The organism is Bdellovibrionota bacterium, assembly GCA_040386775.1.
In the GTDB taxonomy this organism is placed as follows: Bacteria; Bdellovibrionota; Bdellovibrionia; order Bdellovibrionales; family JAEYZS01; genus JAEYZS01.
The window spans coordinates 1-23,804 of sequence record JAZKEU010000024.1 but is presented as its reverse complement, the minus strand read 5'-3'; the positions used below and the strand labels follow the sequence as shown (position 1 = coordinate 23,804).

The 23,804-nt window shown below is 38.0% G+C and carries 26 protein-coding genes, 1 tRNA gene and 1 pseudogene; 23 read left to right on the top strand and 5 right to left on the bottom strand.

The window, feature by feature from the left end:
- The first annotated feature begins 5 nt into the window (after positions 1-5).
- The 3 genes from V4596_13995 (at position 6) to V4596_13985 (ending at position 2,767) form a co-directional block, all read left to right on the top strand.
- Positions 6-1,007, top strand: a complete 1,002-nt coding sequence (locus tag V4596_13995) for an EamA family transporter (GenBank protein MES2770251.1) — start codon at positions 6-8, stop codon at positions 1,005-1,007.
- Positions 1,008-1,015: 8 nt separating this feature from the next.
- Positions 1,016-1,915, top strand: coding sequence for an EamA family transporter (locus V4596_13990; GenBank protein MES2770250.1), 900 nt, complete (start codon positions 1,016-1,018; stop codon positions 1,913-1,915).
- A 135-nt stretch (positions 1,916-2,050) separates the two neighbouring features.
- Positions 2,051-2,767: a hypothetical protein gene (locus V4596_13985; protein MES2770249.1), complete on the top strand. Its 717-nt coding sequence runs from the start codon at positions 2,051-2,053 to the stop codon at positions 2,765-2,767.
- A 78-nt stretch (positions 2,768-2,845) separates the two neighbouring features.
- Here V4596_13985 and V4596_13980 read toward each other — a convergent pair whose 3' ends face one another.
- A complete protein-coding gene (locus V4596_13980; protein ID MES2770248.1) occupies positions 2,846-3,427 on the bottom strand; it encodes a YceI family protein in 582 nt (193 codons plus the stop codon).
- Between the two features lie 183 nt (positions 3,428-3,610).
- Here V4596_13980 and V4596_13975 point away from each other — a divergent pair, with 183 nt between their 5' ends.
- On the top strand, positions 3,611-4,144 hold the full coding sequence (locus V4596_13975; GenBank protein ID MES2770247.1) for an NADPH-dependent FMN reductase: 534 nt from the start codon (positions 3,611-3,613) through the stop codon (positions 4,142-4,144).
- Positions 4,145-4,154: 10 nt separating this feature from the next.
- Here the strand turns inward: V4596_13975 and V4596_13970 are convergent, their stop codons facing one another.
- Entirely contained in the window at positions 4,155-4,589 is a 435-nt protein-coding gene (locus tag V4596_13970; protein MES2770246.1) for a hypothetical protein, read from the bottom strand.
- 81 nt (positions 4,590-4,670) lie between these two features.
- Here V4596_13970 and V4596_13965 point away from each other — a divergent pair, with 81 nt between their 5' ends.
- From V4596_13965 to V4596_13945, 5 genes are all read left to right on the top strand, one after another.
- Positions 4,671-5,651: an ATP-binding cassette domain-containing protein gene (locus V4596_13965; GenBank protein MES2770245.1), complete on the top strand. Its 981-nt coding sequence runs from the start codon at positions 4,671-4,673 to the stop codon at positions 5,649-5,651.
- A gap of 20 nt (positions 5,652-5,671) precedes the next feature.
- Positions 5,672-6,469, top strand: a complete 798-nt coding sequence (locus tag V4596_13960) for an ABC-2 family transporter protein (protein ID MES2770244.1) — start codon at positions 5,672-5,674, stop codon at positions 6,467-6,469.
- Complete coding sequence (locus tag V4596_13955; GenBank protein MES2770243.1) at positions 6,466-7,254, top strand: ABC-2 family transporter protein; 789 nt, start codon at positions 6,466-6,468, stop codon at positions 7,252-7,254. Before V4596_13960 ends, V4596_13955 begins: the two co-directional genes overlap by 4 nt.
- Before the next feature lie 112 nt (positions 7,255-7,366).
- A complete protein-coding gene (locus V4596_13950) occupies positions 7,367-7,963 on the top strand; it encodes a DUF1579 domain-containing protein (GenBank protein ID MES2770242.1) in 597 nt (198 codons plus the stop codon).
- 326 nt (positions 7,964-8,289) lie between these two features.
- The gene (locus V4596_13945; GenBank protein ID MES2770241.1) at positions 8,290-8,781 is read left to right on the top strand and encodes a hypothetical protein; all 492 of its coding nucleotides are present in this window, start codon (positions 8,290-8,292) and stop codon (positions 8,779-8,781) included.
- A gap of 151 nt (positions 8,782-8,932) precedes the next feature.
- Here the strand turns inward: V4596_13945 and V4596_13940 are convergent, their stop codons facing one another.
- Positions 8,933-9,307, bottom strand: coding sequence for a hypothetical protein (locus V4596_13940; GenBank protein MES2770240.1), 375 nt, complete (start codon positions 9,305-9,307; stop codon positions 8,933-8,935).
- 98 nt (positions 9,308-9,405) lie between these two features.
- On the opposite strand from V4596_13940, the gene V4596_13935 reads away from it, so the two are divergent.
- Positions 9,406-9,840, top strand: coding sequence for a hypothetical protein (locus V4596_13935; GenBank protein ID MES2770239.1), 435 nt, complete (start codon positions 9,406-9,408; stop codon positions 9,838-9,840).
- A gap of 18 nt (positions 9,841-9,858) precedes the next feature.
- Here the strand turns inward: V4596_13935 and tadA are convergent, their stop codons facing one another.
- Complete coding sequence (gene tadA, locus V4596_13930; GenBank protein MES2770238.1) at positions 9,859-10,329, bottom strand: tRNA adenosine(34) deaminase TadA; 471 nt, start codon at positions 10,327-10,329, stop codon at positions 9,859-9,861.
- Positions 10,330-10,443: 114 nt separating this feature from the next.
- Between tadA and rpsU the strand changes: the two are divergent.
- From rpsU to V4596_13880, 10 genes and pseudogenes are all read left to right on the top strand, one after another.
- Positions 10,444-10,638 (top strand): annotated as a pseudogene (rpsU, locus tag V4596_13925) (30S ribosomal protein S21).
- A gap of 179 nt (positions 10,639-10,817) precedes the next feature.
- On the top strand, positions 10,818-11,264 hold the full coding sequence (locus V4596_13920; GenBank protein ID MES2770237.1) for a GatB/YqeY domain-containing protein: 447 nt from the start codon (positions 10,818-10,820) through the stop codon (positions 11,262-11,264).
- Between the two features lie 54 nt (positions 11,265-11,318).
- The gene (gene dnaG / locus V4596_13915) at positions 11,319-13,118 is read left to right on the top strand and encodes a DNA primase (GenBank protein MES2770236.1); all 1,800 of its coding nucleotides are present in this window, start codon (positions 11,319-11,321) and stop codon (positions 13,116-13,118) included.
- Positions 13,119-13,146: 28 nt separating this feature from the next.
- Entirely contained in the window at positions 13,147-14,970 is a 1,824-nt protein-coding gene (rpoD, locus tag V4596_13910) for an RNA polymerase sigma factor RpoD (protein MES2770235.1), read from the top strand.
- Positions 14,971-15,097: 127 nt separating this feature from the next.
- Positions 15,098-15,397, top strand: coding sequence for a hypothetical protein (locus V4596_13905; protein ID MES2770234.1), 300 nt, complete (start codon positions 15,098-15,100; stop codon positions 15,395-15,397).
- Between the two features lie 104 nt (positions 15,398-15,501).
- Positions 15,502-15,578: transfer RNA gene (locus V4596_13900), tRNA-Ile, on the top strand.
- A 403-nt stretch (positions 15,579-15,981) separates the two neighbouring features.
- Entirely contained in the window at positions 15,982-16,269 is a 288-nt protein-coding gene (locus V4596_13895; GenBank protein ID MES2770233.1) for a helix-turn-helix transcriptional regulator, read from the top strand.
- Positions 16,266-16,601, top strand: a complete 336-nt coding sequence (locus V4596_13890) for a hypothetical protein (protein MES2770232.1) — start codon at positions 16,266-16,268, stop codon at positions 16,599-16,601. Before V4596_13895 ends, V4596_13890 begins: the two co-directional genes overlap by 4 nt.
- Positions 16,602-16,733: 132 nt before the next feature.
- Positions 16,734-17,714: an ATP-binding protein gene (locus tag V4596_13885; GenBank protein MES2770231.1), complete on the top strand. Its 981-nt coding sequence runs from the start codon at positions 16,734-16,736 to the stop codon at positions 17,712-17,714.
- Positions 17,714-20,308: a S8 family peptidase gene (locus V4596_13880; protein MES2770230.1), complete on the top strand. Its 2,595-nt coding sequence runs from the start codon at positions 17,714-17,716 to the stop codon at positions 20,306-20,308. The genes V4596_13885 and V4596_13880 overlap by 1 nt, the downstream gene beginning before the upstream one ends.
- Positions 20,309-20,438: 130 nt before the next feature.
- On the opposite strand, the gene V4596_13875 is transcribed toward V4596_13880, so the two are convergent.
- Positions 20,439-21,299 carry a hypothetical protein gene (locus tag V4596_13875; GenBank protein MES2770229.1) on the bottom strand — a complete coding sequence of 287 codons (861 nt, stop codon included), beginning with the start codon at positions 21,297-21,299 and terminating at the stop codon, positions 20,439-20,441.
- Positions 21,300-21,412: 113 nt separating this feature from the next.
- Between V4596_13875 and V4596_13870 the strand changes: the two genes are divergently transcribed.
- From V4596_13870 to V4596_13860, 3 genes are all read left to right on the top strand, one after another.
- On the top strand, positions 21,413-22,816 hold the full coding sequence (locus V4596_13870; protein MES2770228.1) for a phage/plasmid primase, P4 family: 1,404 nt from the start codon (positions 21,413-21,415) through the stop codon (positions 22,814-22,816).
- Between the two features lie 192 nt (positions 22,817-23,008).
- Positions 23,009-23,275, top strand: coding sequence for a helix-turn-helix domain-containing protein (locus tag V4596_13865; GenBank protein MES2770227.1), 267 nt, complete (start codon positions 23,009-23,011; stop codon positions 23,273-23,275).
- Positions 23,265-23,804 (top strand): site-specific integrase (locus V4596_13860; GenBank protein MES2770226.1); only part of this gene is annotated, 540 nt, incomplete at its 3' end. The genes V4596_13865 and V4596_13860, both read left to right, overlap by 11 nt.

Below are 23,804 nucleotides of genomic sequence, written 5' to 3'. Positions count from 1 at the left end.
ATTAAGTGTATAACATATCTATATTAACTGCATCAAGCTACATCAAAGCAATTCTCAAAGGCACACTGAGCATGAATAATCTCTCTACTCCCTCTAGAACCAGCATCATCCTAAATTTCTTAAGCGTCTACATCGTATGGGGATCGACCTATCTTGCGATCAAATACGCGGTCCTTTCCTTTCCGCCATTGCTAATGTCTTCAATGAGATTTTTCTTAGCAGCACTTGTGATGTTTGCGATTGGAAAAATTAGAAAAGAAGAAAAGCTTTTACCGGCAGACAAAAAAATCGCAGGCATCAGTGGAATGCTTTTGGTTTTAGGAAATGGTTTTGTGTGTATCGCCGAGATGACAATTCCCTCAGGGTTTGCAGCCATCATTATCGGCACAACTCCTATATTTGTCATGTTACTGAATTGGTTTTTCTTTGAAAAATCTGTTCCACAGATTAGACAAGTATTTGGAATTTTAGTTTCTCTAGCTGGAATCGTGATGCTCACCAAAGGTGATATGTCTTCCGCGGATTCGACACAACTTGTAGGCGTAGGGCTTTTAGGAATTGCAATTCTCAGTTGGGCCATAGGAACCCTAATGCAAAGAAAAGCTGGGAAACTTAGAAATATTTTTACCTTCTCAGGCTATCAACTTTTGATTGGTTCATTTTTGGTAGGAATACTGGGAGCGACTCGTGGTGAATTGGCTCAGTTCGATGTTTCTAAAATCACTACAACGGGCGTGCTCGCCGTGCTCTATCTGATTTTCTTTGGTTCTGCGGTGGCCTACTCGTCATACGTTTGGTTGAGTAGAAACGTGGAGCCTTCGAAAGTTACCACTTATGCCGTGGTAAATCCTGTCGTAGCGGTATGGTTGGGCTGGGCCATTGCAGATGAACATGTGGACTTAAATACTATGCTTTATTCCTTAGTTGTTTTGGTGGGATTGTATTTTGTGATCTTCAAGCCAAAAACATCTACAGATAAAAAAATCGCCACAGTCAAAGTCAGCTAGGAGAGCTAATGCCATTCAAACATATCCTAATTGCGATTCTTACCGTGGCAGTTTGGGGTTTTAACTTTGTTTCGATAAAACTAGCACTCCATGATATTCCGCCAATCACCTTGGGGTTTTTAAGGTTTTTCTTTACGGCACTTCCGTTTGTTTTCTTTATTCCACGACCCAAAGTAAAATGGATTGCGCTTGCGGGCTACGGGATCACTATATTTGCATTGCAATTTGGTTTTCTATTTACGGGTATGAGATTGGGAATGTCGGCAGGGTTGTCTTCGATGGTGTTGCAGGTTCAAGTTTTCTTCACCATCGGACTTGCATCCATCGTATTTAAAGAACGACCGGGTCCTCTCAAGATTATCGGTGCAGTTGTGGCCTTTGCTGGTGTTGCCATGATTGGTCTTCATACTAGCAAAGAGGTGAATATTTTAGGGTTGCTTATGTTGATCTTGGGTGCATTTTCTTGGGCTTCAGGAAATATCATTTCAAAAAGTTTAGGGCCGGTAAACTCTTTTGCGCTTGTGGTTTGGGGTGGGTTGGTGGCATTTCCATTCTTAGGTATTTTGGCTTACTTCGCGGAAGGAGCCGATCAGCTTCTTTTCACCAACATCTCCGCGATTTCATCCAGCACTTGGTGGGCGCTAGTTTATATCGTTTATATCTCTACGCACGTTGGTTTTTCATTATGGAGTTGGCTATTGGAACGCTATAGCGCTTCTAATGTTGCGCCGTTCACCTTACTTGTACCGGTGTTTGGATTTTTGGGTTCGGCTATAATTTTAAAAGAAGAAATCACAGATTGGAAAATTCATGCGGGTTTACTGGTGATCACGGGCCTTTGCATGAATATTTACGACATCAGAAGACGCTCGATTGCCGCTAAAAAAATCGAACTATCGAGAAGTTAAGTCCTGCTAGGAAAGTTTTCCCTTAAATCAAACGCACCCGCTAAGTAAAAAGGTATAATGCCTAGTTTCCCGATGCTTTAATTTCCCTACTTTCATATATCCAATCATTAGAGGGTATTTATCCGGGGGGATAGAGTGGGGAAAAAACTTAGTTTTTTATTAGTATCATTTTTTATTATTTTCTCTTTTTCAAAATCATTTGCCGTTGATAATCACATTACGGAAGCTCTCAAGGCGCTTGCAGAAAAGTGTCGTGATTACGATTGTGTTTATTATCAACAAAATATTTTAAGAGATACAAAGATTTGCCAGCCCAAAAAGGAAGTTGCCTTTGGCGATCCTCTATTAAGCAGAACAAAAAAAATTACAGGACATATTTTATATGAAGGAGTTTGGCCGGCGAAATATTCCTACAGTGTTACTCCTTCTAAAGTTCATGGTTATGAAATTGTAGTTAAAGTCCACTTTAAGAATCAAAATCTATTTGGTGCGCAAGTTCTAGGTGAAATTCAAACAAACCTTAATCTGGCCGCAGAAATTTGGCGCGAAAAAGTACCAAACGATCTCTTTCAATTTAAATTTTTGGTTGTGAAAAATGCAAAGGAAGCCGATTTTTCGGTTCGTTTAACAGGAAAAATTAGCCGCGGTCCTTATTATTCAGAATGGAGCAATCTGTGGCAGCCAGCCATGTATGCCCACGAGATTGGACATATGATGGGTCTTGATGATGAGTATGGAACAGTGTTGATACATGATCGTTGCAATGAAAGATCGTTGATGTGCGATGACACTGAGGGACGCCCTAGAGAATATCACTACTATCAAATTTTAAAGCGCACTCACTGTAACTAAAATAAAAAAAGGATGCACAATGCATCCTCTTTTTATAGTTGCTAAACTAAATCTATCTAATAAGTTCTATCTAAAAAATTATTTCTTAGCTGCTAATTTTAAAGTGAGCTCGATATCGTTATTGATGATTTTATCTGCAGTTAACTCTTTAAAGAAATTTCCAGATCCGTATTTTAGATCCCATTTTGTACGATCAATTTTAACTTTAGCATCGGCCGTCGCTGACGTTGCAGTAGTTGTGATCTTTGCAGGGAACTCAATTGGATTTGTTTTTCCAAGAATAGTTAAATCACCCTTTACTAGATGCTCTTTGCCTTTTTTAGTCACGCTCGTGATCTTGAAAGTAGAGGTTGGGTGACTGGCAACATTAAAGAAATCTGGGCTAGATAGATGACCTACTAATTTTTTTTGTGAGTCAGGATCTGCAGCTAGATCTGTGTTTGTGATTTTAGTCATATCCAAAACGAAGTTTCCGCCGGTGATATCACCTTTTTCGTTTGTTTCTACTTGGCCTTCTTTCACCGCTACGTTACCTGCGTGAAAGCTTCCAATTTTCTTTGTGCCTTTCCACTCTACGTTACTAGCGGTTGTGTCTACTTTTAAAACTTCAGCGTTTGCTTGTCCGGCAAAAGCTAATGCAAGTGCGATAAATAATTTCATTTAAAATTCTCCTTAAAGTTGTTTCTGTTCGTTACGAAAATACAGAAGTAAATAGTTAAACTTCAATTATTTGTATTTTCAATCAAAAGTAATTTCTTAAAGAAATATTCATACTCTTTTGCGGTCTAGCAGCGTAATCTGTAACTGTCATAGCAACGTTATAACAATTAAGGTGAATACTAAATGAAAACGCACAAAATCCTAACCCTCGTCGGTGGTATCAGTAAGGGCTCTATAAACCAAAAACTTTATCGGGCGCTAAAAAAAGCGGCACCAGAAGGAGTTGAGTTCTCAGATTTCGACATAAGTACTTTGCCTTTCTTTTCTCAAGATATCGAAAACGATCCTCCTCCGTCGGTCGTAGATCTAAAATCTAAGATTGAAGCTGCCGATGGTATCTTATTTATCACACCAGAGTACAATCGCTCCATTCCGGGTGTACTAAAAAATGCCATTGATTGGGCATCGAGACCCTACGGGAAAAGCGTTTGGAAAGATAAAAAAGCACTGATCATGGGAATCAGCCCTGGAAAAGCTGGAACAACTTCGGCTCAACTTCATTTAAGAACAATATTAATGAACTTAGGAATTCTCGTTATGCCCAAAGAAATCTATTTAATTCAGAGCGAGACCCTTAGCGAGACGGGAGACTTTGCTTCAGATAAAACCAAAGATTTTATCGTCAAAAATATAAAATATCTTTCTGATTTTATTTAGAGAGGACACTTTAATCTTTAAAGAGTCTGCCAGAAATGTCATACAGTAATTTTTCTTCGTCTTGAATCCATTTTTCTACGTAATCAAGATTTGTTCCGTTAACTTTGATGGATACATTGATCACTGTACGTTCATTGTATCTTTCCGACCAGGCAAAAGTATTTGTGGTGAATTGGCCGACAGGTTCTCCATCCAGCATGAGCTTGCCATTTTCTTTTACAAAATGACGCTCAGGAATCTGCATAGCGACAAAGTCACAATCCAAATCACCCATAATCATCGAAAAGCTTTCTGCCGTTTCTTTAAAAATCATGTGAGCTATGCATTTGGGGCCGTCACCGTCATACTTCCAATAAGCCCAACCGCGCCACTTTCCATCCACAGATGCGTTGGCAATGTTTAGAAAACCAAAAACCATCAGAAATAAAATCGTATTAATTTTCACTCAAACCCCTGTATGTAAATAATCGTAACTTAAAGGAGAACTTTTGCGCAAAGGAAAGTTCAATGCTAAGGTCGACGACTTATGATTCAAGCTAAAAACCTATCTAAAACATTCAAAGTCCACAAGAAGCAACCAGGACTCTTAAATTCCATTAAATCTCTTTTCTGGAGAGAATGGACCGAGAAAGCCGCTTTAAAAAGTGCATCTTTTGAAATCAAGCCCGGAGAACTCGTGGGTTTGGTTGGAGCTAACGGAGCCGGTAAGACCACGCTGGTAAAAATTCTTTCAGGAATTATCCACCCATCTGGTGGCGAGGTGAGTGTTCTTGGATTTAAGCCCTGGGAAAGAAAAAATGATTACAGAAAACAAATTTCTTTGATCATGGGACAAAAGGCTCAACTCTGGTGGGATTTACCCGCAGAGGACTGCTTTGTTTTACTCAAAGAAATTTATCAGCTTCCAGATGATGAATACAAAAAGAATTTAAATGAACTGGTTGAGGCTCTAGATGTCAGACATGTTCTTAATATTCAAATCCGCAGACTTTCATTGGGTGAAAGAATGAAGATGGAGCTGATAGCAGCTCTTCTTCATCAGCCTAAGGTTGTTTTCTTAGATGAGCCTACGATTGGATTGGACATCACCGCGCAAAAAGCTGTGAGAGATTTCTTGGCCGAGTACAGAAAAAAACATAAACCGGCAATGATTCTGACATCTCATTACATGGAAGATATCAAAAAACTTTGTGAAAGAATCATCATCATGAAGAATGGGGAGTTTGTTTACGATGGATCTTTGCAGAAAGTTTTAGACAAGCACAGCCAGTCTAAAGTTCTGAGTGTGCAAATTAATCCGGATACTTTGAAAGATATGGATTTGGAAAATTTTAAAATGAAGAATTCAGAATTATTAAGTAGAGATGGATCTACAGCAAAATTTAAAGTTTCCAAAGATGACGTTGGCAGCGCACTGACGGAAATCGTAAAAAAATTCGATGTGAGCGACGTTAAAATCGAAGAAGAAGATATCGAAAATATTATTGAAGCACTCATGAAAAGATAAGATCGGATGAAGAGATAAATATGTCTTGGGTACTAGAAGCAGGAAAATTAGAAGCGAAAAGATTTTTATCCTATCGGGTAGACTTCTGGCTGCAATTTGCGGTGAATGTGATGGCAGAAATCACCGTGGCCTATTTTTTGTGGGAAGCGATTTATCAAGGCAGTCTTACGACGGTCATCGGTGGATATACTTTTCACCAAATGCTGATGTATTATCTTTTTGTTCCCTTTGTGGGAAGAATGGTAAAATCTTTAGAAGATTTCTCACTTGCCACCGAAATTCGAGAGGGCGGACTCAACAAATTTTTAATTTATCCACTTTCTTTCATTCAATATAAAATCATGCAGAAAGTTGTGTATACGTCGCTTGCGATTTTGCAGTCGTTCTTAGGTATTTTTATCGTGGCGTACATCATAGGAATCAAAGTGAACTTTGATATTTCAAATTTTGCTTTAGGCATAGTTGCTGCTTATGCTTCGATGTTGCTTTACGGGATGATGCTGATGACTCTGGAAATGATTGCCTTTTGGGCCGACTCGGTTTGGAGTTTGGGTGTCATGCTGAGATTTATCGCTATGTTTTTTGGCGGAGCATTTATTCCTTTGAATATGTTTCCGGAGTGGTCATTAAAAATCTTAATGATGACGCCGTTTCCATACTTATTTTCAAATACGATCAAAACTTTTATTGGTGAGAACACATTCTATCAATCATTAGAAGGAATAGGAATCACCTTACTCTGGGTTATTCCTATGGCCCTCATTATGCTTGGAACCTACCGCAAAGGCTTAAGACAATATTCGGGTATCGGCATATGATGAGATATCTTAGACTCTATAAACATTTTGTTAAGTTTTCTCTGATGCAAGCGATGCAATTCCGTTTTGATTTCTTTTTTAAAATTGCGATGGATTGCATTTTCTATCTTGTGAATATTTTGTTTTACAAAATTCTTTTCGCTCATACGGGTGGGCTTGCGGGCTGGTCTGAGTCTCAGGTGATGATTTTCTTAGCCGGATTTCTAATGGTAGACGCCATTCAGATGACGGTTATTTCTAGTGGTTGCTGGATGATTCCGGGTTTGGTGAATAAAGGTGAGTTGGATTATTATTTATTGAGACCTGTTTCATCTTTATTTTTTCTATCGACAAGAAGCTTTGCCTTTGATTCCTTCATCAACGTTCTCGTGGCAGCAGGTATTTTGGTTTGGGCGTTTGTGACTAGCCCTGTGACTTATCCACTTTATAAAATTTTAATATTTTTATTTTTAACTTTGAATGGAACATACTTGTTTTTCCAAATGAGAATTATAGCTCTTGCTCCAATCTTTTGGACGCACTCTGGTCGCGGATTAGAAATGATCTACTGGACATTGACAAAATTTGGCGAGCGTCCTGACGGAATTTTTAGAGGAGTGGTGAGATTAGTTTTAGTTTCGATTATGCCGTTTGCCATTATGAGTTCGTTTCCGGCGCGGGCCCTTTTCCAAGAAAATACTTGGGAAGTGGCAGGATATTGTGTAGCTGTTGTTTTGGTTCTGCACTTTGTAATGGTAAAAATTTGGAACTTCGGTCTAAAGAGCTATAGCTCGGCTTCGTCTTAATAATTACGCAAATAAATAAAATTCTTGTACAAAAGTTAACACTAAATCCGTTGCTCGAGTCTTGCTTGAGAGAATAAACTTTCTATTCCAATTTAATCAACGAAGGAGATTCATGAAAACACTACTCATTACAGCTATGCTTACATTCGCAGCCTCTATGGCCAATGCTCAAGATTCAACGTCGACATCAACGACAACCACTCAAGCGCCACCAGAATGGATGAAGTACACGCAACCAGGAGAAGCGCACAAAAAAACTTTAGAAAATGTTGTAGGAAGTTTCACTTACACAATCAAAATGTGGATGGACCCTAAGGCCAAACCAGAACAAGAGACCGGAACAAGCGAAAACAAATGGATTTTGGGCGGAAGATTTGTTCAGCAAGAAGTCAAAGGCCGCGCTATGGGACAAGACTTTGAAGGTATCGGGATGACAGGTTACGATAATTTCACCGGTGAATTCCAAAGCACATGGGTCGACAATATGAGCACGGCGATCATGTTAACAAAAGGAGCAAACTCTCCAACGACCAAAACAATCAAAGAAGAAGGCACTGCTTCTAATCCTTACAAAAATGAAAAGAATCATTGGTTCCGCACGGAATTAAAAATCAAAGACAAAAACGAACATACTTATACCATGTACTCTAAAGATGCTGGCGGAAAAGAATATAAATCCATGGAAATGGTTTATAAACGTAAGAAATAATTTTAAAAAATAAAATGCTAACTCAAATGATCTTACTATATGCCCATATCTTTTGTTAGGTATGGGTATTCTTAGCGACAAAATGTACCCCTTGGTTTTTCGTACTGTCATTGCGCCAATTTAGTCTATAAGTTTTAAGCTAATTTTAGGCCTAAAATTATTTCCTTTGAAGGTGCCATTTATCGTCATAATGTCAGAATCATTACATCTATCTTATTTCAATTTAATCTGTTAAATTACCCGCTATTATAATGAGTCGTTCAGTTTGAATAGCGGAAATATCCAACAAACTTTCAGAACGTCATACACGTGTTAAAAGGAGATTTATGAAAATGCTATTTGCTTTGTTTGCAAGTTTAAGTTTGTTTTTATTCTCGAGTTTGTCGTTTGCAGGAGACGCAACGAAGGTTGTAAGTGGCTCTATTAAGTATAGTATTGATGATAATACTGGTCTTCCGGAAAAAGCTACAGGTACTGGCTACCTTCTCAATACAGGAAAGATGCTTGTTGTAAAATCAATTGATGATTTCGACAAAGATGAATTTACTAATTATGTTTATGTCGTTTATGATGGTTGTTATGACATTATTTATAAAGAAATTATAAAAGGCATGGATGTTGTGGGTAACCGTTATTGCGTAGAGAGTGTAAATAATGGCGTAATTGCTGGAACATGGTCAAAGTTGCGTCATGATGGCACATCATATATATGGGGCCGCTATACAGTCTCATCTCTCGACCAGCATTCACTTAAAATAGAAGCACAACACGTGGCCATAAGTAACTGGAAAGGGACGACTGAAATTTTAATAAAATGACCCTGATTTTATAATCAAAATATTTTCAAATAGACGCTGACTTGATAGTCAGTGAAAAATGGTCGTGAACTGCTATAAGTTTTGTGTCAAAAAATTACCCATACCTATAAAAGATATGGGTAAGACTCAAATGGTCAGGATTTTTTTCTAATCATTCACACTTTAAAGTGTGTTGCTCGTGATGAATTTTTCCCATGACGTCTGTAGTTTTTAGTTTGATATACCCTTCTTTTTTTTCGTCTAGAGAATATTCAACTTGGATATTTTCTAATCTAGTTTGTCCAGTCGTGTGACCCATAGTTTTCCAATTTGGAATTTCATTTACTGTAACGATGAATTTCCCCCAATCGTTTATTTGCGAAACTCCGCTCCATCCTCCTGGGCCTTGTGGATGCCCATCCCAGTAATAGTCCGTGTTGATCGTCCAGCCATTGCTAATCTTGCATGTGACTTTTGTATCGGGCCCTACTGCCAATGCAATATTAGAAAAATTTAAAAATATTAAACTCGCTATAAATAATTTCATAGATACTCCTTTGTTGAATTCCTTATAGAAGCAACAAAAAATAAAATAAACAGAAAAAACAATTGTTTAAACTTGAATAGTTCAGTATTGAACTATTCATGAAAATCACAGCCTTCAGAAAGAAAAGTTATTTTTTTAGAATTATTGTATTATCTCGAGAACTTGAAGCTCCCTTGGTGAGTGACTTAAGAAAATTTAAACTCTCCGTAGCGGAATCATTAAGTTTAATTGCTCTATATTCTGAGGACGAAAATGAAATACGCTTGGGAGACATATCCAAAATCTTTGGATATCAAAAATCATTAATAAGCCACGCAATCTCTAAACTGGAAACAGAGGGTTTATTAAAGAGATCAATCAATTTAATAGATAAGCGTAGATATAAGCTAATCATTACGGAAAAGGGCAAAAAAATAGTTCCAAAGCTGGTTTCCATATTTAATAAGCATGATGATCGCTTTGAAACTTTGATGAATACTTCGGAGAGAGATTCTCTAGACAAGATTTTTAAAAAGTCTCTTTTAAATCCTTAAAATTATTTGAATAAGCAATCAAGATTTTTTATTACGAAGCTCAAGAAAGAAATTTTTGATCAGTTGGCTAGATTGATCCGCAAGCACACCTGAAGTTAGTTTAGGATAATGGTTAAAGTGCGTCGTCTCGGCAAATTTATAAATGGATTCCACGGCCCCTGCTTTTTTATCCAAAGCTCCATACACTAAGCGGTCCACACGCGAAGAAATCACAGCCCCCAAACACATCAAGCATGGTTCCAGCGTCACATACATCGTGCATTCCGAAAGCCTCCAGCGCTTAAGTTCTTTGCTAGCACGTTGAATCACCAACACTTCTGCGTGAGCTGTCGAATCGGCATTTTGCTCTTTTTCGTTGTAGGCTTCGGCTACGAGCTGATCGCCAGAGATAATCACAGCGCCCACAGGGATTTCCCCAAGATATTTGGCTTTTTCCGCCATTTCGAGGGCTCTCGCCATCCAATATTCATCTCGCTGATCCAATTCCATAACAATGCTATGTGTTATTTACTTATTAAAGTCAATCGAGGTTCCGCTCCATTGACTCAAAGTGCCGATTTTGTTAACAATCTCTATCCACAAATTTGGAAGTAGGTGATTTAAGTGGCAATGGTAAAATCTAGAGAAGGCGAAGGCTTTGAACAACTTTTGAAGAGATTCAAAAAACAATGTGAGAAGGCTGGAATTCTTTCTGATGTTAAAAAGAAAGAACACTTCGAAAAACCAAGCGTACGTTTGAAAAAGAAATCTATCGCGGCTCAAAAAAGACTTTTGAAAAAACAAAAGAAATTTGGCGAACCAAGAAAAGGCGGCGGTTCTTACGACATGAAACCTGATCGAGGCGATAAGCCTGGAAGAGGCGGAGGTCGTGGCGGAAGCGGCGGCGGTTACGGCGGCGGCGGAGGAGGAGGATTCGGCGGTGGCGGCGGATTCGACGACAACGGCGGCGGATACTAAAATTAATCTACAAGGAATTTATGGCACTCAAAGAGAGACTGTTAGAAGATATCAAGATTGCAATGAAAGCCAAACAACCGGAGCGCCTCGAGGTGCTTCGTTTTTTGAACGCTGCAATCAAGAACAGAGAAATCGAACTTAGACCCAACCCAGTTTCTGATTCAGAAGTTATGGTTGTGATCCAAAAGTTAACTAAGCAAAGAATCGATTCGATCGAGCAATTCCGAGCGGCAAACCGCGAAGACCTAGCATCGAAAGAAGAATCTGAATTAGTGATTTTGAAGGAATATCTACCGAAGCAACTCTCTGAGGCCGAAGTCAAAGAACTTGTTCAGGCATCGATCACTGAAGCAGGCGCTTCAACGATCAAAGATATGGGCAAAGTTATGAAATTAGCAGCAGAGAAAGCACAAGGCAGAGCCGACAATAAACTTCTAAGCCAGTACATCAAAGAAAAGCTTTCGTAATCATTTTTTAAAAGAACGACGACCACTTTAGTAATAAATAGGCGGAATTTAAATTTGAAGTTTACTCCTGAGTTTGTAGATAAAGTCAGGGATGCGAATAATATTGTCGATGTCTTATCACAATACTCATCCTTCAAGCATACCGGAAGAGACCATGTGGGCCTCTGTCCATTCCCAGATCACAAAGAAAAAACTCCAAGCTTCTCTGTTTCTGAAAACAAACAAGTTTACTATTGCTTCGGATGTAAGAAGTCCGGAAACATCATCAATTTTTTAATGGACTACAACGGAATGAGTTTCCCTGAGTCGGTGGAATATCTCGCAAATCGTGCATCGATTGCGCTGCCTGAGGAAAATTCATACAAGAATGAAAAGAAATCTGACAAAACCACATTGCTAAAATTAAATTTAATGGCCGGGGCATATTTCAAAAATGAATTGGCAAAATTACCCGAAACTCATCCAGCAAAAGTGTATTTGAAGAATCGTGGATTAACTCCTGAGATTATCGAGACTTTCAAAATCGGATTTAGCGCTGAAGGCTGGGATAATTTAGTAAAGTATTTCATGTCTAAAAAAGCGCCTATGCATTTGACTCAAAGCTTGGGCTTAACAAGACAAAAACCCTACAAAAAAGAATACTACGACATCTTCAGAAGCAGAATCATGTTCCCAATTTTATCTCCAAAAGGGGAAGTTTTGGGCTTTGGCGCAAGAACAATTGCCAATGAAAATCCAAAATATTTAAACTCACCAGAATCAGAAGTTTTCCATAAAGGAAAAGTTCTTTATGGTCTTAATGAAGCCGCAAAACACATTCGCATCGAAGACCAGGTGATCGTGGTTGAAGGCTACATGGACCTTGTAACGCTTTACCAATACGGTTTTAAAAACGTAGTGGCTTCACTTGGGACAGCACTTACAATTGATCACGCAAAACTTTTAAAACGATCTACTAAAAACGTAATCGTACTCTTTGACTCAGACCAAGCGGGGCTATTTGCTCAAGAACGAAGTCTTCCAATTCTTTTAAACGAAGGGCTTTTGCCAAAGGCAATTTCCCTCGGCGATAAAAAAGATCCGGATGAGTACTTAAGAGCATTGGGTGCAGACTCTTTGAGAGACAAATTGAAGGCTGCTACGGATTTATTCCTCGTAATCTGGAATAGAATTTCAAAAGGTCTTTCTGATAGCCCGACAGACAAGGTGCATAAAATTGAACTCATCGCTTCATATTTTTTAAGTATCCAAGATCAATCTTTGAAGGAACTTTACATTCAGGAAATTGCAACGGATCTGAATGTGACTCCCGATTGGATTTTAAAGGCTTTAAAGAATACAAAAGTACAAGAAGCTACAAATTCTAAATCAAATTCTATGCCAGAAGTGCAAAAAGCAATTGATATTCCATTCGAGAAAATCAAAGTTTTGAATCCACTCAAAGAAGAAGTTTTCTTAGTGAATCTTGCGCTTGCCAAACAGGAAATGATGGACGAACTTATCGAATGGGGTTTGGAAGAAAAATTAACTAAGTCAGGTTTAGATATTGTCTTCAAAAAGGCAGCGAATGAGTATAGACAAAATCCGGCAATTTTTGCTACACTGACCAGCAATTTATGTTCCCTCATTAATGATCCTTCGATCATTACAAAGCATTTGGATCAAGACTGGGAGTCGAATTTAGATATCCAAAAGCTAAAAACTGACTGTTTACAGCGAGTTGAAGCTCGTTCTAGCCAAAAAGAAGCTCGTTTCCTTGTAAACGAAATAAAGCTAGATAACGATCCCCAAAAGTTGGAACAGTTCATGAATGTAATTCGTAATAGACATGCAATAAAACAGCTCAAGGATTGAGAAATAGACGTATTTGGAGTCCCTAAAAATGGCAAAAAACAATAAATCGGATACAGAAAATGTTGAGACATCAAAGCTTACAGTTGAAGAGCAAAAGACGCTAGTTCACGAAGAAATTCAGCGCTTTATCGCTTTAGCTAAGCAAAAAGAGTTTCTCACATTCGAAGAGATCAACGAACTTTTACCACCGGATATTACATCGGCTGAAGCCCTTGATATGTTCATGACTGGTATGGATACTCATAGTGTAAAAATTATTGAGGTATCGGGTATTAAAGACAAAGAATCGGAAGAGTTCTCTCTCGATTCTGGCAAAGACGATGATGATGAAGACGAAGCAGAAGAAAAAGCAGAAGCGACCGATGCTAAGGGTAATGATCCCGTAAGATTGTACCTTAGAAAGATGGGTAGCGTTTCACTTTTAACTCGTGAAGGTGAAGTTGAGATCGCTCAACGTATCGAAGAAGGTGAAAGAAAGATCGTAAGAGCTATTCTTTTATCTCCGTTGGGTACTTTTGAATTGATCCAGTTGGGTGAATATCTTACTAAAGGCAGAATCAAAATTAAAGCTATCTTCCGTGGTCTTGAAGACGAAGAAACTCAATACGACGAAAAAGAATACATCGAAAAAATTCACACGCTGATTGGCGAAGTTAAAAAATTCGAAAAGAAAATGAAGCCCACGTTCGAGGCTTTAAGAGTAGAAAAAATCACTGATGCTGAGTACAAAAAATTAAACGAAGAATTAAACACGCAAGTTGAAAAACTAATGACGAACTTTGAAGAAGTATCTTTCAACAGAAAGATCATCAACAGAATCGTGATCAAGTTCAAAAACATCTCTGGAAGAATGTCGACATTGAAGAAACGCGTAAAAGTTGGCGTAGAGAGAACGTTCTCTAAAGACGTTGCTGATCTAGTTCAAAAATTCCAATTGGTACAAAAGAGTGACCAAGAGCTAGCAAAAGTCATCCGTGAAACGGGACTCAGCTACGATGCTTTCAGACAGTTTGCAATCCAAGCTGCGGATGCATCTAAGCGTTTAGAAAGATTATTAGTAGAAACTGAAATGAACCACAGATGGTTGCAAGACACTTACACTTCTATTTGGAGAGGTGAGAGAGAAGCAGACAGAGCTAAGTCTGAACTCGTTGAAGCAAACTTAAGACTTGTGGTTTCTATCGCTAAGAAATACACAAATCGTGGTTTACAATTCCTGGATTTAATCCAAGAAGGTAACATTGGTTTGATGAAAGCCGTGGACAAGTTTGAATATAGAAGAGGATACAAGTTCTCGACTTACGCGACTTGGTGGATTCGTCAAGCGATCACAAGAGCAATTGCCGATCAAGCTAGAACAATTCGTATTCCTGTTCACATGATCGAAACGATCAACAAATTAGTTAGAACTTCGAGATATCTAGTTCAAGAATTGGGTAGAGAACCAACTCCAGAAGAAATTGCTGAGAAGATGGAAATGCCAGTTGAGAAAGCTAGAAAAGTTCTGAAGATTGCAAAAGAACCTATTTCTCTAGAAACTCCAGTGGGTGAAGAAGAAGATTCTCATCTTGGAGACTTTATTGAAGATAAAAAGGTTATCAATCCTTCAGAAGCTATCATCAACTTAAACCTTGCTGAGCAAACAAGACGTGTTCTTGCGACTCTTACACCAAGAGAAGAAAAAGTCTTGCGTATGAGATTCGGTATCGGTGAAGAGTCCGATCATACTTTGGAAGAAGTAGGTCAGGACTTTAACGTAACGAGAGAACGTATCCGTCAGATCGAGGCTAAGGCTTTGCGTAAGCTTAGACATCCTTCTAGGTCTAAGAAGCTAAAGGCTTTCATTGATTAATCACTTTTAAAATTCCTATGACTTAAGAAAGCGACAGAAATGTCGCTTTTTTTTGGTTACTTTGTTTAAATTTTATGCAAACTATATTGAGTAATTTTTAATTACGCATAATTTAATAGGGGGTTTTATGAAATATTTAGTTTTTTGTGCGATTTCTTTAGCGAGTCTTTCTTCTTATGCTGTTCGAATTTATGGCGATGAAATTATTGTGAGTCCTCTGCCTGTGACTAAGATTTTGAAATTGATGCCTAGAGACACTGTGGGCTCTACTGCGGACCAAGCATTAACGAATGCTATTGGTCAGTGCCAAATCTACGTGGATGATAAGATTAAGAAGGGTTTTCCGGTTTATACTTTTAGGCCTTACGCAAACTCTACGGGATCTGAATTTATTTGGCATGCAAACTGCGAAGCTACTGTAAAGTAAATCCAAAACTTTGTGAACGTTGATGGGCCCAAGTGTGTTCCGACACACTAGGGTCAGCCTTGCTTTGAGAACTATTTTATGATTTTATAAGAATCATCAACTGAGGGCCGTTAGCTTAGTTGGTTAAAGCATCCGGCTCATAACCGGAGGATCCCAGGTTCAAGTCCTGGACGGCCTACCAAATTTGTAAGCCACTTTTTAAGAAATGAGAGAAGTGGCTCCAAATTCAAAAATTCGAAATCATTTCAATTAACTAAGCAACATCTGCTTCAAAGTTTCATCTTTTCGGATATCCCGCAAGAACCCGCGAAATCACGTGAGTTGCTATGCTTCTGTAGTTCGCGCTGTAGTTTGTAGTTTCACAAACTACAAAAACAACTACAGAGTCATCATTACGTCGCCTCTAACTATCCGCCATTCAATTTCCATCGAGCGTTTGATTAATCAAAGGAGGTATTTTTGACCGCTATCAAACGTCCATACATACTTTGCTTGGCCATAGGTTTTCTTATGGTTGATGGGATTTTACTATTGATGGCCGGAAATGGTCTTCAACTCCCGCCTATACATAGCGAGGATGATCTATGGATTTGAAAACAATCTTACGTAAAATCATTCGAGAAAAAGGGCTAACCATTACTTCTTTGTCCAAGAAGTCAAAGGTGCCTGTTCAAACTTTGCATGGTTGGCTAAGTGGAAGTGAGCCCAAAAGTATCCGTCAACTTAAAGCCGTCGCCGATTGTTTAGGAGTTGATATTAATTATTTATGTTTTGGAACAAAATCAAAAGTCGAAGCCGACAAACTTGAAGTCTTTAAGGATGAAATTAACGCTGGAATTTTTGAGGTTGTTTTAAGAAGGGTGAAAAAATGAAATTTCAAAGAATTTTTCTTTTAGTATTACTAGCTTCAGAAATTGCTTTTGCTAAGAGTTATACAAAAGATGAAATTAAGAAAATGGTATCAAAAAAGAAATACCCTAAACTTGGAGTGGTACAAGTTAGTGACAAGGAATTCCCAATGGACGCCTGTGAGAAGTTTGTGTCCGAACAGCGTGTCGGTTTTGCGGAAGAAGGTTGGCCTGTAAAAATTCTTAAAGAGTCGGTAGACCTAGTTATAGTTGAAGCATGGGGACAGAATTCCAAAACTACGTTTAAATGCGAAGACGGCCGAATTCGTATTGAAGGACAGGACTATGAAATTTAAGGGAAGCCATATCTCCCACGATCCAGAATGACCATAGCGCGCCACATACTTTAAGTACCGCACGTCAATTTGTATTGTAGAAACTAGCAAAGTATTTTATTTTTTTTAAAGATACATACGGGGCAATGCATAATGGCGAGATCTGATCTATTACTTAATTTAATACGTTCTAAAACCAGAGGTGATGAACGTCTTTTTCAACAAACTGTTGAAGCAATTATTGCAGAGGAAAGATCTAAACAACATCATACTCTTGCTAACCAACTAATTGCTGAAATGAAAGTTCCTAGTGCTAAGCCACGTGAGACAAAAGATATCGGCTTCATAACTAACTCTTCTCGTTTACAATCATTAATTTTTGAAACAATTCCACAAAAATCTTTAGATAAAATGGTTTTAAACCAAAATATTCATTCTGCTTGTGTTGAGTTAATAGAAGAACAAATTCGCTCAGACCTGCTAAAATCATACAATATAGAACCAAGAAACAGAATCCTGCTATCGGGTCCTCCGGGAAACGGAAAAACATCTTTGGCCGAAGCAGTTGCTGAAGCTCTTTCTATACCCTTTATTACAGTACGATATGATGGCCTCATAACCAGCTTTTTAGGTGAGACCAATCAAAGGTTAAAACAAATTTTTGACTACGCTAAAACTCAGCGATGCGTACTCTTTTTCGACGAGTTCGATACCGTCGGTAAAGAACGCGGCGATGAGCATGAAACGGGCGAAATAAAAAGAGTCGTTAGTTCTTTATTAATGCAGATAGATAGCCTACCTTCTCATGTGATTGTAATGGCTGCCAGCAACCATCCTGAACTACTCGACAGAGCCGTTTGGAGAAGATTTCAAGTCAAGTTGGAATTAGATTTACCAACAACAACTCAAATTGAAAAAATTCTTACAATTTTTGAAAGTAGATTCCAGCTTAAATTTGGACAGTCGAAAAAAAGCTTACCTAAATTGATGACTGGATCTTCATTTTCTGATGTCGAAAATTTCTGCTTAGATGTTTTTAGAAGATTTATTCTTGAACAGCCAAGTTCTAAAATGGAATCAATTATAAAACGCCAATCTGAATCATTTTTAAACACAAAAAAAATTAAAAAATAATGGCTCTACCCAATAAGCCTCTTCTGATTTTACCGAAGCCCACAAATTCAAGAAGAGGTCGGCCTCCGGGAGGTTCGGGGGGCGGTTTATATTTACCGGGTAAGGTAAGACAGGCGCAGCGTCTAGATAGCAATTTTGAAATTCTATCGTCCCAAATGCAGCTAACTACTTCCATAGATGCAATTGAACCAGAACATGTAATTGTTTTTGAAACGATTGGTTCCGTTGAAGATTTTTACAAGGCTTCAAAAAATATAGAAGGTTTAGAATGGCTAACTGAATTTAATGGGGAAGAAGTCGCAGAAAACGAAGATTTTCATATTCTAGGGGAAAATGAGGAAAACCAGGAAATTGGGCAGTTGAGTCGCCGTGTTTATTTTGTAATGTCTAATCAAGAGGGCATGCGCCAGCTAATGGCTATGTGGAGAAAGTATAAGCGAGATGGTGATTCCGCCGATTATGGTAGAGGTAAAACTAAATGGAGAGATCTTTTCGAGCATTTATATTCTCTCCGCACTTGGGATACTGAAGATCGACTCTTGGCTACTGGTCTTCGAGAAGATTGGGAAGATCGAGTTCAAACTGATCAAGAAAATATTAATGTAGAAATAGAATTATGGTTTCGAAAAACACAGGAGGCTCGAGAAGAGTCTGAGGTAAATGTCTTAAGTGCTGTTGAAGAAGCAGGAGGGACGCACATTACTTCGTGTGAAATTGAATCAATCAGATATCACTCTATTTTGGTTAATCTGCCTATTTCGGCAATAGAAAATTTATTTCATACTCAACCGCAGATTAGTTTAGCGAAAGCTGATCAAATTATGTTTTTTAGGCCAACAGGACAGTCCTTTATTAAAATCGAAACTGATTCCGAAATAGAGTCTCCTGCGTCTACTACACAATTTCCCTATGATCCAAACACCTATGAGCCTGTTGTAGCTCTAATTGATGGAATGCCAATTCAAAATCATAGTTGGTTGAAAGATCGAATTATTGTTGATGATCCAGATGGAATTTCTTCGTTAGTTTCAACTGAACAAAGATATCATGGAACTGCTATGGCCAGCCTTATTATCAACGGAGATGATGACAGTGGTCAAAATCGCCTAGAGAAACCAATCTACGTAAGACCAGTTATGATTTCCAAGTCTCAAGGCTCAATGAATGAAGAGATTGTTCCAGAAAATAAACTTGTAGTAGATATTATTCATCAGGCCGTTATACGCATGTTTAGAGATGGCGAGGGGTCTACCCCTACTGCAAAAAAAGTAAAAATAATAAATTTATCCATTTGCGAAAAGTATCGGCCCTTTCTTCATTTTATGAGCCCTTTGGCGCGCCTTATAGATTGGTTATCTTGGGAATATAATGTTCTTTTTGTTATTAGTGCTGGCAACTACAATCCTGATATAAAAATTCCTCTTCCAAAAAGAAGTATCGAACTGTTGTCATTGGAGAATCGACAAGAGCATGCTCTCTTAAATTTAACAAAAGATACTATAACAAAAAAAATTCTTTCCCCAGCTGAATCTTTAAACGGTTTAACTGTTGGATCAAGCTACTCTGATAATTCTACTTTCGCTACCGATCCTATGCGAATTGATTTACTTAAAGACAGTTCGGTTTTCAGCCCATTTTCTTCATTTGGGTTAGGTTACAGAAATGCTGTGAAGCCAGATATTTTAGCTCCCGGAGGTAGAATGTTGTTCTCTGCTCGTAAGACTGAGCAAGATTCTACAGAATATTGGCCATCTCAATCTTTAACTAAACCGCCTGGACAAAAAGTTGCGTCTCCATCTAATTCTCAGGGAGCTTTAAACCTTTATAACCATAGTAATGGCACTAGCAACTCTGCGGCCTTGGTAACTCGTCTAGGAGCAAAAATTTTAGAAAGCTTGGAGCAGTACGAAGCAATTGGAAATGAAATCCCTGAAGAATATTTCACAGTTCTCGCCAAAACTCTCTTAGCCCATGGTGCTTCGTGGAAAGAAGCTAAAGAATTAATTGAAGCAACAGCGCCTACTGCATTCAGAAATACAAGATTAAGAAATTGGGTCACTAGATTTTTAGGGTATGGAGAAATTGAAGAATCTAGATCATTACTTTGTGAGAATCATCGAGCTACGACAATAGGATTTGGTTCGATTGGAGCAGATGAAGCAAAAATTTTTGAGATTCCTCTTCCGATAGGTTTGAGCGGTGTCAGGACTATTAAAAGAATGGTTGTAACTTTATCTTGGATTTCCCCTGTAGAGATTATGAATAGGCGCTATAGAAAGGCTCAGTTATGGTTTTCGCGAGCTGGTAAGATAGTTGAGAATCCTCTGCGCATATCAACTCAAGAAGTTGCTTGGCAAACAGCCCGAAGAGGTACTTTACAGCACGAAATATATGAGGGAGAAGACCTCACTACCTTTAGCGCCGAGGAAGCAATGAAAATTATGGTAAATTGCAAAGCCGAAGCAGGCCGATTACCTTCTGAAATTAAATATGGTTTGGCTGTAACAATAGAATCCGCAGATAGAGTAGTACAAACTGTGTATGACGAAGTAAAAGCAGCAATCCAAGCAAGATCACGGGTTACTTCTAGATAATCTTAGACAATAGCCAGGGGGAGTAGATGAACGAACAGCTATTTAGCGTCTTATCGTGTGGTCGTCGAATTTTTGCACAAATAAAGTTTTAGCCTAGATCGCCATAGATAGATTAATTGGTGTTATATCTTTATAGGTTTTGTGCCCATTTTCCAATTTCATGAAGAAAAGTTAGTCCATCATTAGGTTTTTTTAAACCAAAAAGCTCAATTTTTTCCAGAAGTTTTTGTTTTTCAACTTCTACACCATCGAAATTTTTAATAATTTTAGGTTTTCCCTCAGACAGTATAACTTTTATTAAATGATGCTTTAGATGATTAATCCATACCGTATTAAATGGGCTTCCTTTTGAGCTTTCACAAGGATTCCATGTGATTTTAAATTTCTTAATACGCGCTACCTCTGAGCTATTTAATTTCTGACTCAGAACTTTATCCCGCATAATTTCTATAGTTTTTCCAATGGTCTTATCTACATATCCTTTTGGCTTAAGAAGATTTTTGAGATCCTCAAGCTTACTTTTATCATTACTGCAATTATGCATTAAGCAGAGTAAAGACGTTGCAACGTCGAGAGGGATGCGTCTTCGGTGTCTCTTCTTTATTGATTCGCTAATTTCATTAATATAAGTCTCAAGTTTGATATTAAGACGGCTGCAATCTTCAACTAAAAACCGAGGTAACCCATACCAACCTAAACCCGATTTTGATTCTACTCTAACAGGACCATTTTCTAATTTATTTCGAGGTCCTTCTTTAAATATATTATGCTTCTTACAAAGTGACTTAAAGGATTGTTGGAATTTAATCAGGTCTTTGCTTTCGATTTTCTTACTATGGATTTTTTGACGATCATTTTTAAAGCGAATATTGGTATTCGTATCCAATCCACCGTAACCCATTTCTATAATGATAGTTCTTCTTAATTCTTTCTCAAAAATTATTTTCCATGAATTCAGATAATCTGCTTCAAAGCTTTTGTTTTTGCTCATATTAACCTATCGGATTTAAATAGATAATTTTTCAAATTAAATCCGATATTAATGCGATATCTAGAAATCCAGACTTTTGTGCTACAAGCCTTAGAAGCGTAACAGGAGGATATATGGAAAGAGAAAGACAATTTAGTAAACTTAAGTCAACCGCCACACCCCATGAGGCGGCTCGTGAATTTTTATATAGCGAGGGATATTTAAAAAACGGGTTATACGAAATTAAAAATTATAAAGGTCAGTTTTTTATTTATTACGGCACACACTATAAAGCCACAACAAACAACAACATGCTTTTGGAAGTAATTCGATTTCTTCAAGATCAACCAGACCTTGGAGAAAAAACCAAAACACATTTTGCAAAAGAGGTGTTAACAAATATTGCGGCTATAGTAATGATACCTGATGATATTGAAATTCCATGTTTATTAGGAGGAGCAACAAACAATAGTTCCCATTTTATCAGTATGAAAAACGGTATTTTTGATTTGGATCGTTATCTAAAGGGAAAAAATCCGTTACTCCCGCACAATCCCAATTTCTTTTCGCTTAATTCTCTAAAATTTTCGTATTCGCCAAAAGCAACGTGTCCAAAGTGGAAAAAGCTTATTAATGAAATTCTGCCTGACCTAGATGTTCAGAATGCTTTTCAAGAATGGGTGGGTTATGGATTAACAAACGATACAAGTTTTCATAAGTTTGTGTTGATGGTAGGCGCCGGAGCCAATGGAAAATCCATTGCTTGTACAGTAATGAGAGCGCTTTATGGAAAAGAAAATACATCTGGCGTAGGCCTCGAGCAGCTTAATCCGACACGAACATTTCCACTCACCGGAATGCTGGGAAAAACCGCAAACATTGTAGAAGAGATTGGTGACGTCGACAAAGTTGCAGAAGATATTCTTAAAATTATTGTTGGCGGAGGCGAGCTATCTGTTGAAAAGAAGGGCCAAGATCCATTTTTAATGAAGTTTAAAACTAAACTTACTTTTGCTACGAATGTCGTTCCTCGCTTCAGAGATAGAAGTGATGGTTTATGGAGACGAATAATTTTTTTACCGTTCATTATTCAAACTTTAGACCCTAAAAAACAGAATAAGAATTTTGTGGATGAGTATTGGTGGATTAAATCGGGAGAAATCGAAGGTATTTTGAATTGGGCGCTAGAAGGACTTCTAAGCCTACTTAATAGAGGACACTTTTTAGAACCTAAAGCTAGCTTAGATATGAAAGAAGAATATAAAGCCGAGGCAAATCCTGCGGTCACATTTTTACTCGAAAATTATATGATAAAAGTAAGTGGAAATACCTGTTCAGAGCAACTCTATCGTCAATATAGCGACTGCGTAAAAGAGCACGGTGGAAAGCCTCTTGGTAAATCGCATTTTACTCGTGAGGTTAAAAGAGTTTTTCCACAGGCGCGGCTCTCTAGACACCCAAAGGCAACTAAAGTAAGAGATAATTCTAATTTCGTAAGACGATCTCGTATTTGGGAAAACATAAAGGTAAGAAAATGAAATCTAAAGTCACCTTTAATCTAACGCACAGAAAGCACAGATTTATTTGCGTTTTAAGTAAAGATAAAAAATGGAATATATACTTATGTAAAGAAGGAATAAAATCTTTAGTGCATTTAGTGCCTTGTCAGCTGAGCCCCACCCCCAAAAAAAAGCAATATAAATTACTGTATTGCCAATGGGGGGATCGCCATGAGAAATAGAAACTCTGTTGCTTCTCCAGCATTCTACTTAGTTCCGGCATCTTCCCATGACATCGGAGAAGGTTCTTTGAAAATTGAATGGTTAGATACGACTGAGTCAGCGGAGTTTTTGCGAGTGTCTATAAAGTCTCTGCGAAATATGACTTCTAATGGTCAGATCCCTTTTTACAAATTGGGACGCAGAAATCGTTATCGCAAAGATGAACTTGAAGCTCTGTTGCTTTCACAAAAAAGAGGAAAGCAATATGGGAATTAAATTTGATAATAAAACGAATACCTTTACAGTGTCTTATTCTAAGAGACACACCATCACAAGGCAGCCAGTGAGCCGGGTGAGAAAGGGTATAAAAGCTAAAGCGGAAGCGAAGCGTACTGAAGCTCAACTAATTATTATAGTAAATGAAGCTATAAAGAGACGATCGGTTCCGACTTGGCCAGTTGTACTTGATAATTACATTAATGATCTTTCAATTGAAAATGTTCTCACGAAAGACACTGTATATAAGCGAGATAAAGTTTTAAGAAGGCACACGCTTCCTTTATGGGAAAATAAATATATAGATGAGATAACGACTCAAGACATTCATTCTCTTCTTAGAGAAAAATTGAGTGAGAATTCTGAGTCTCATCGAAAGTTTATTTTGAAAGGTGTGCGTGGTGCTTTCAATTACGCTCTTGGTGGAGGATTAATACAACGCAATCCAACGCCTGTGATAAAATTCAAAGTAAATGAAAAAATTAGAGCTGTTTTAAATGAAGAACAAATTTTGATTTTACTTCGGAAG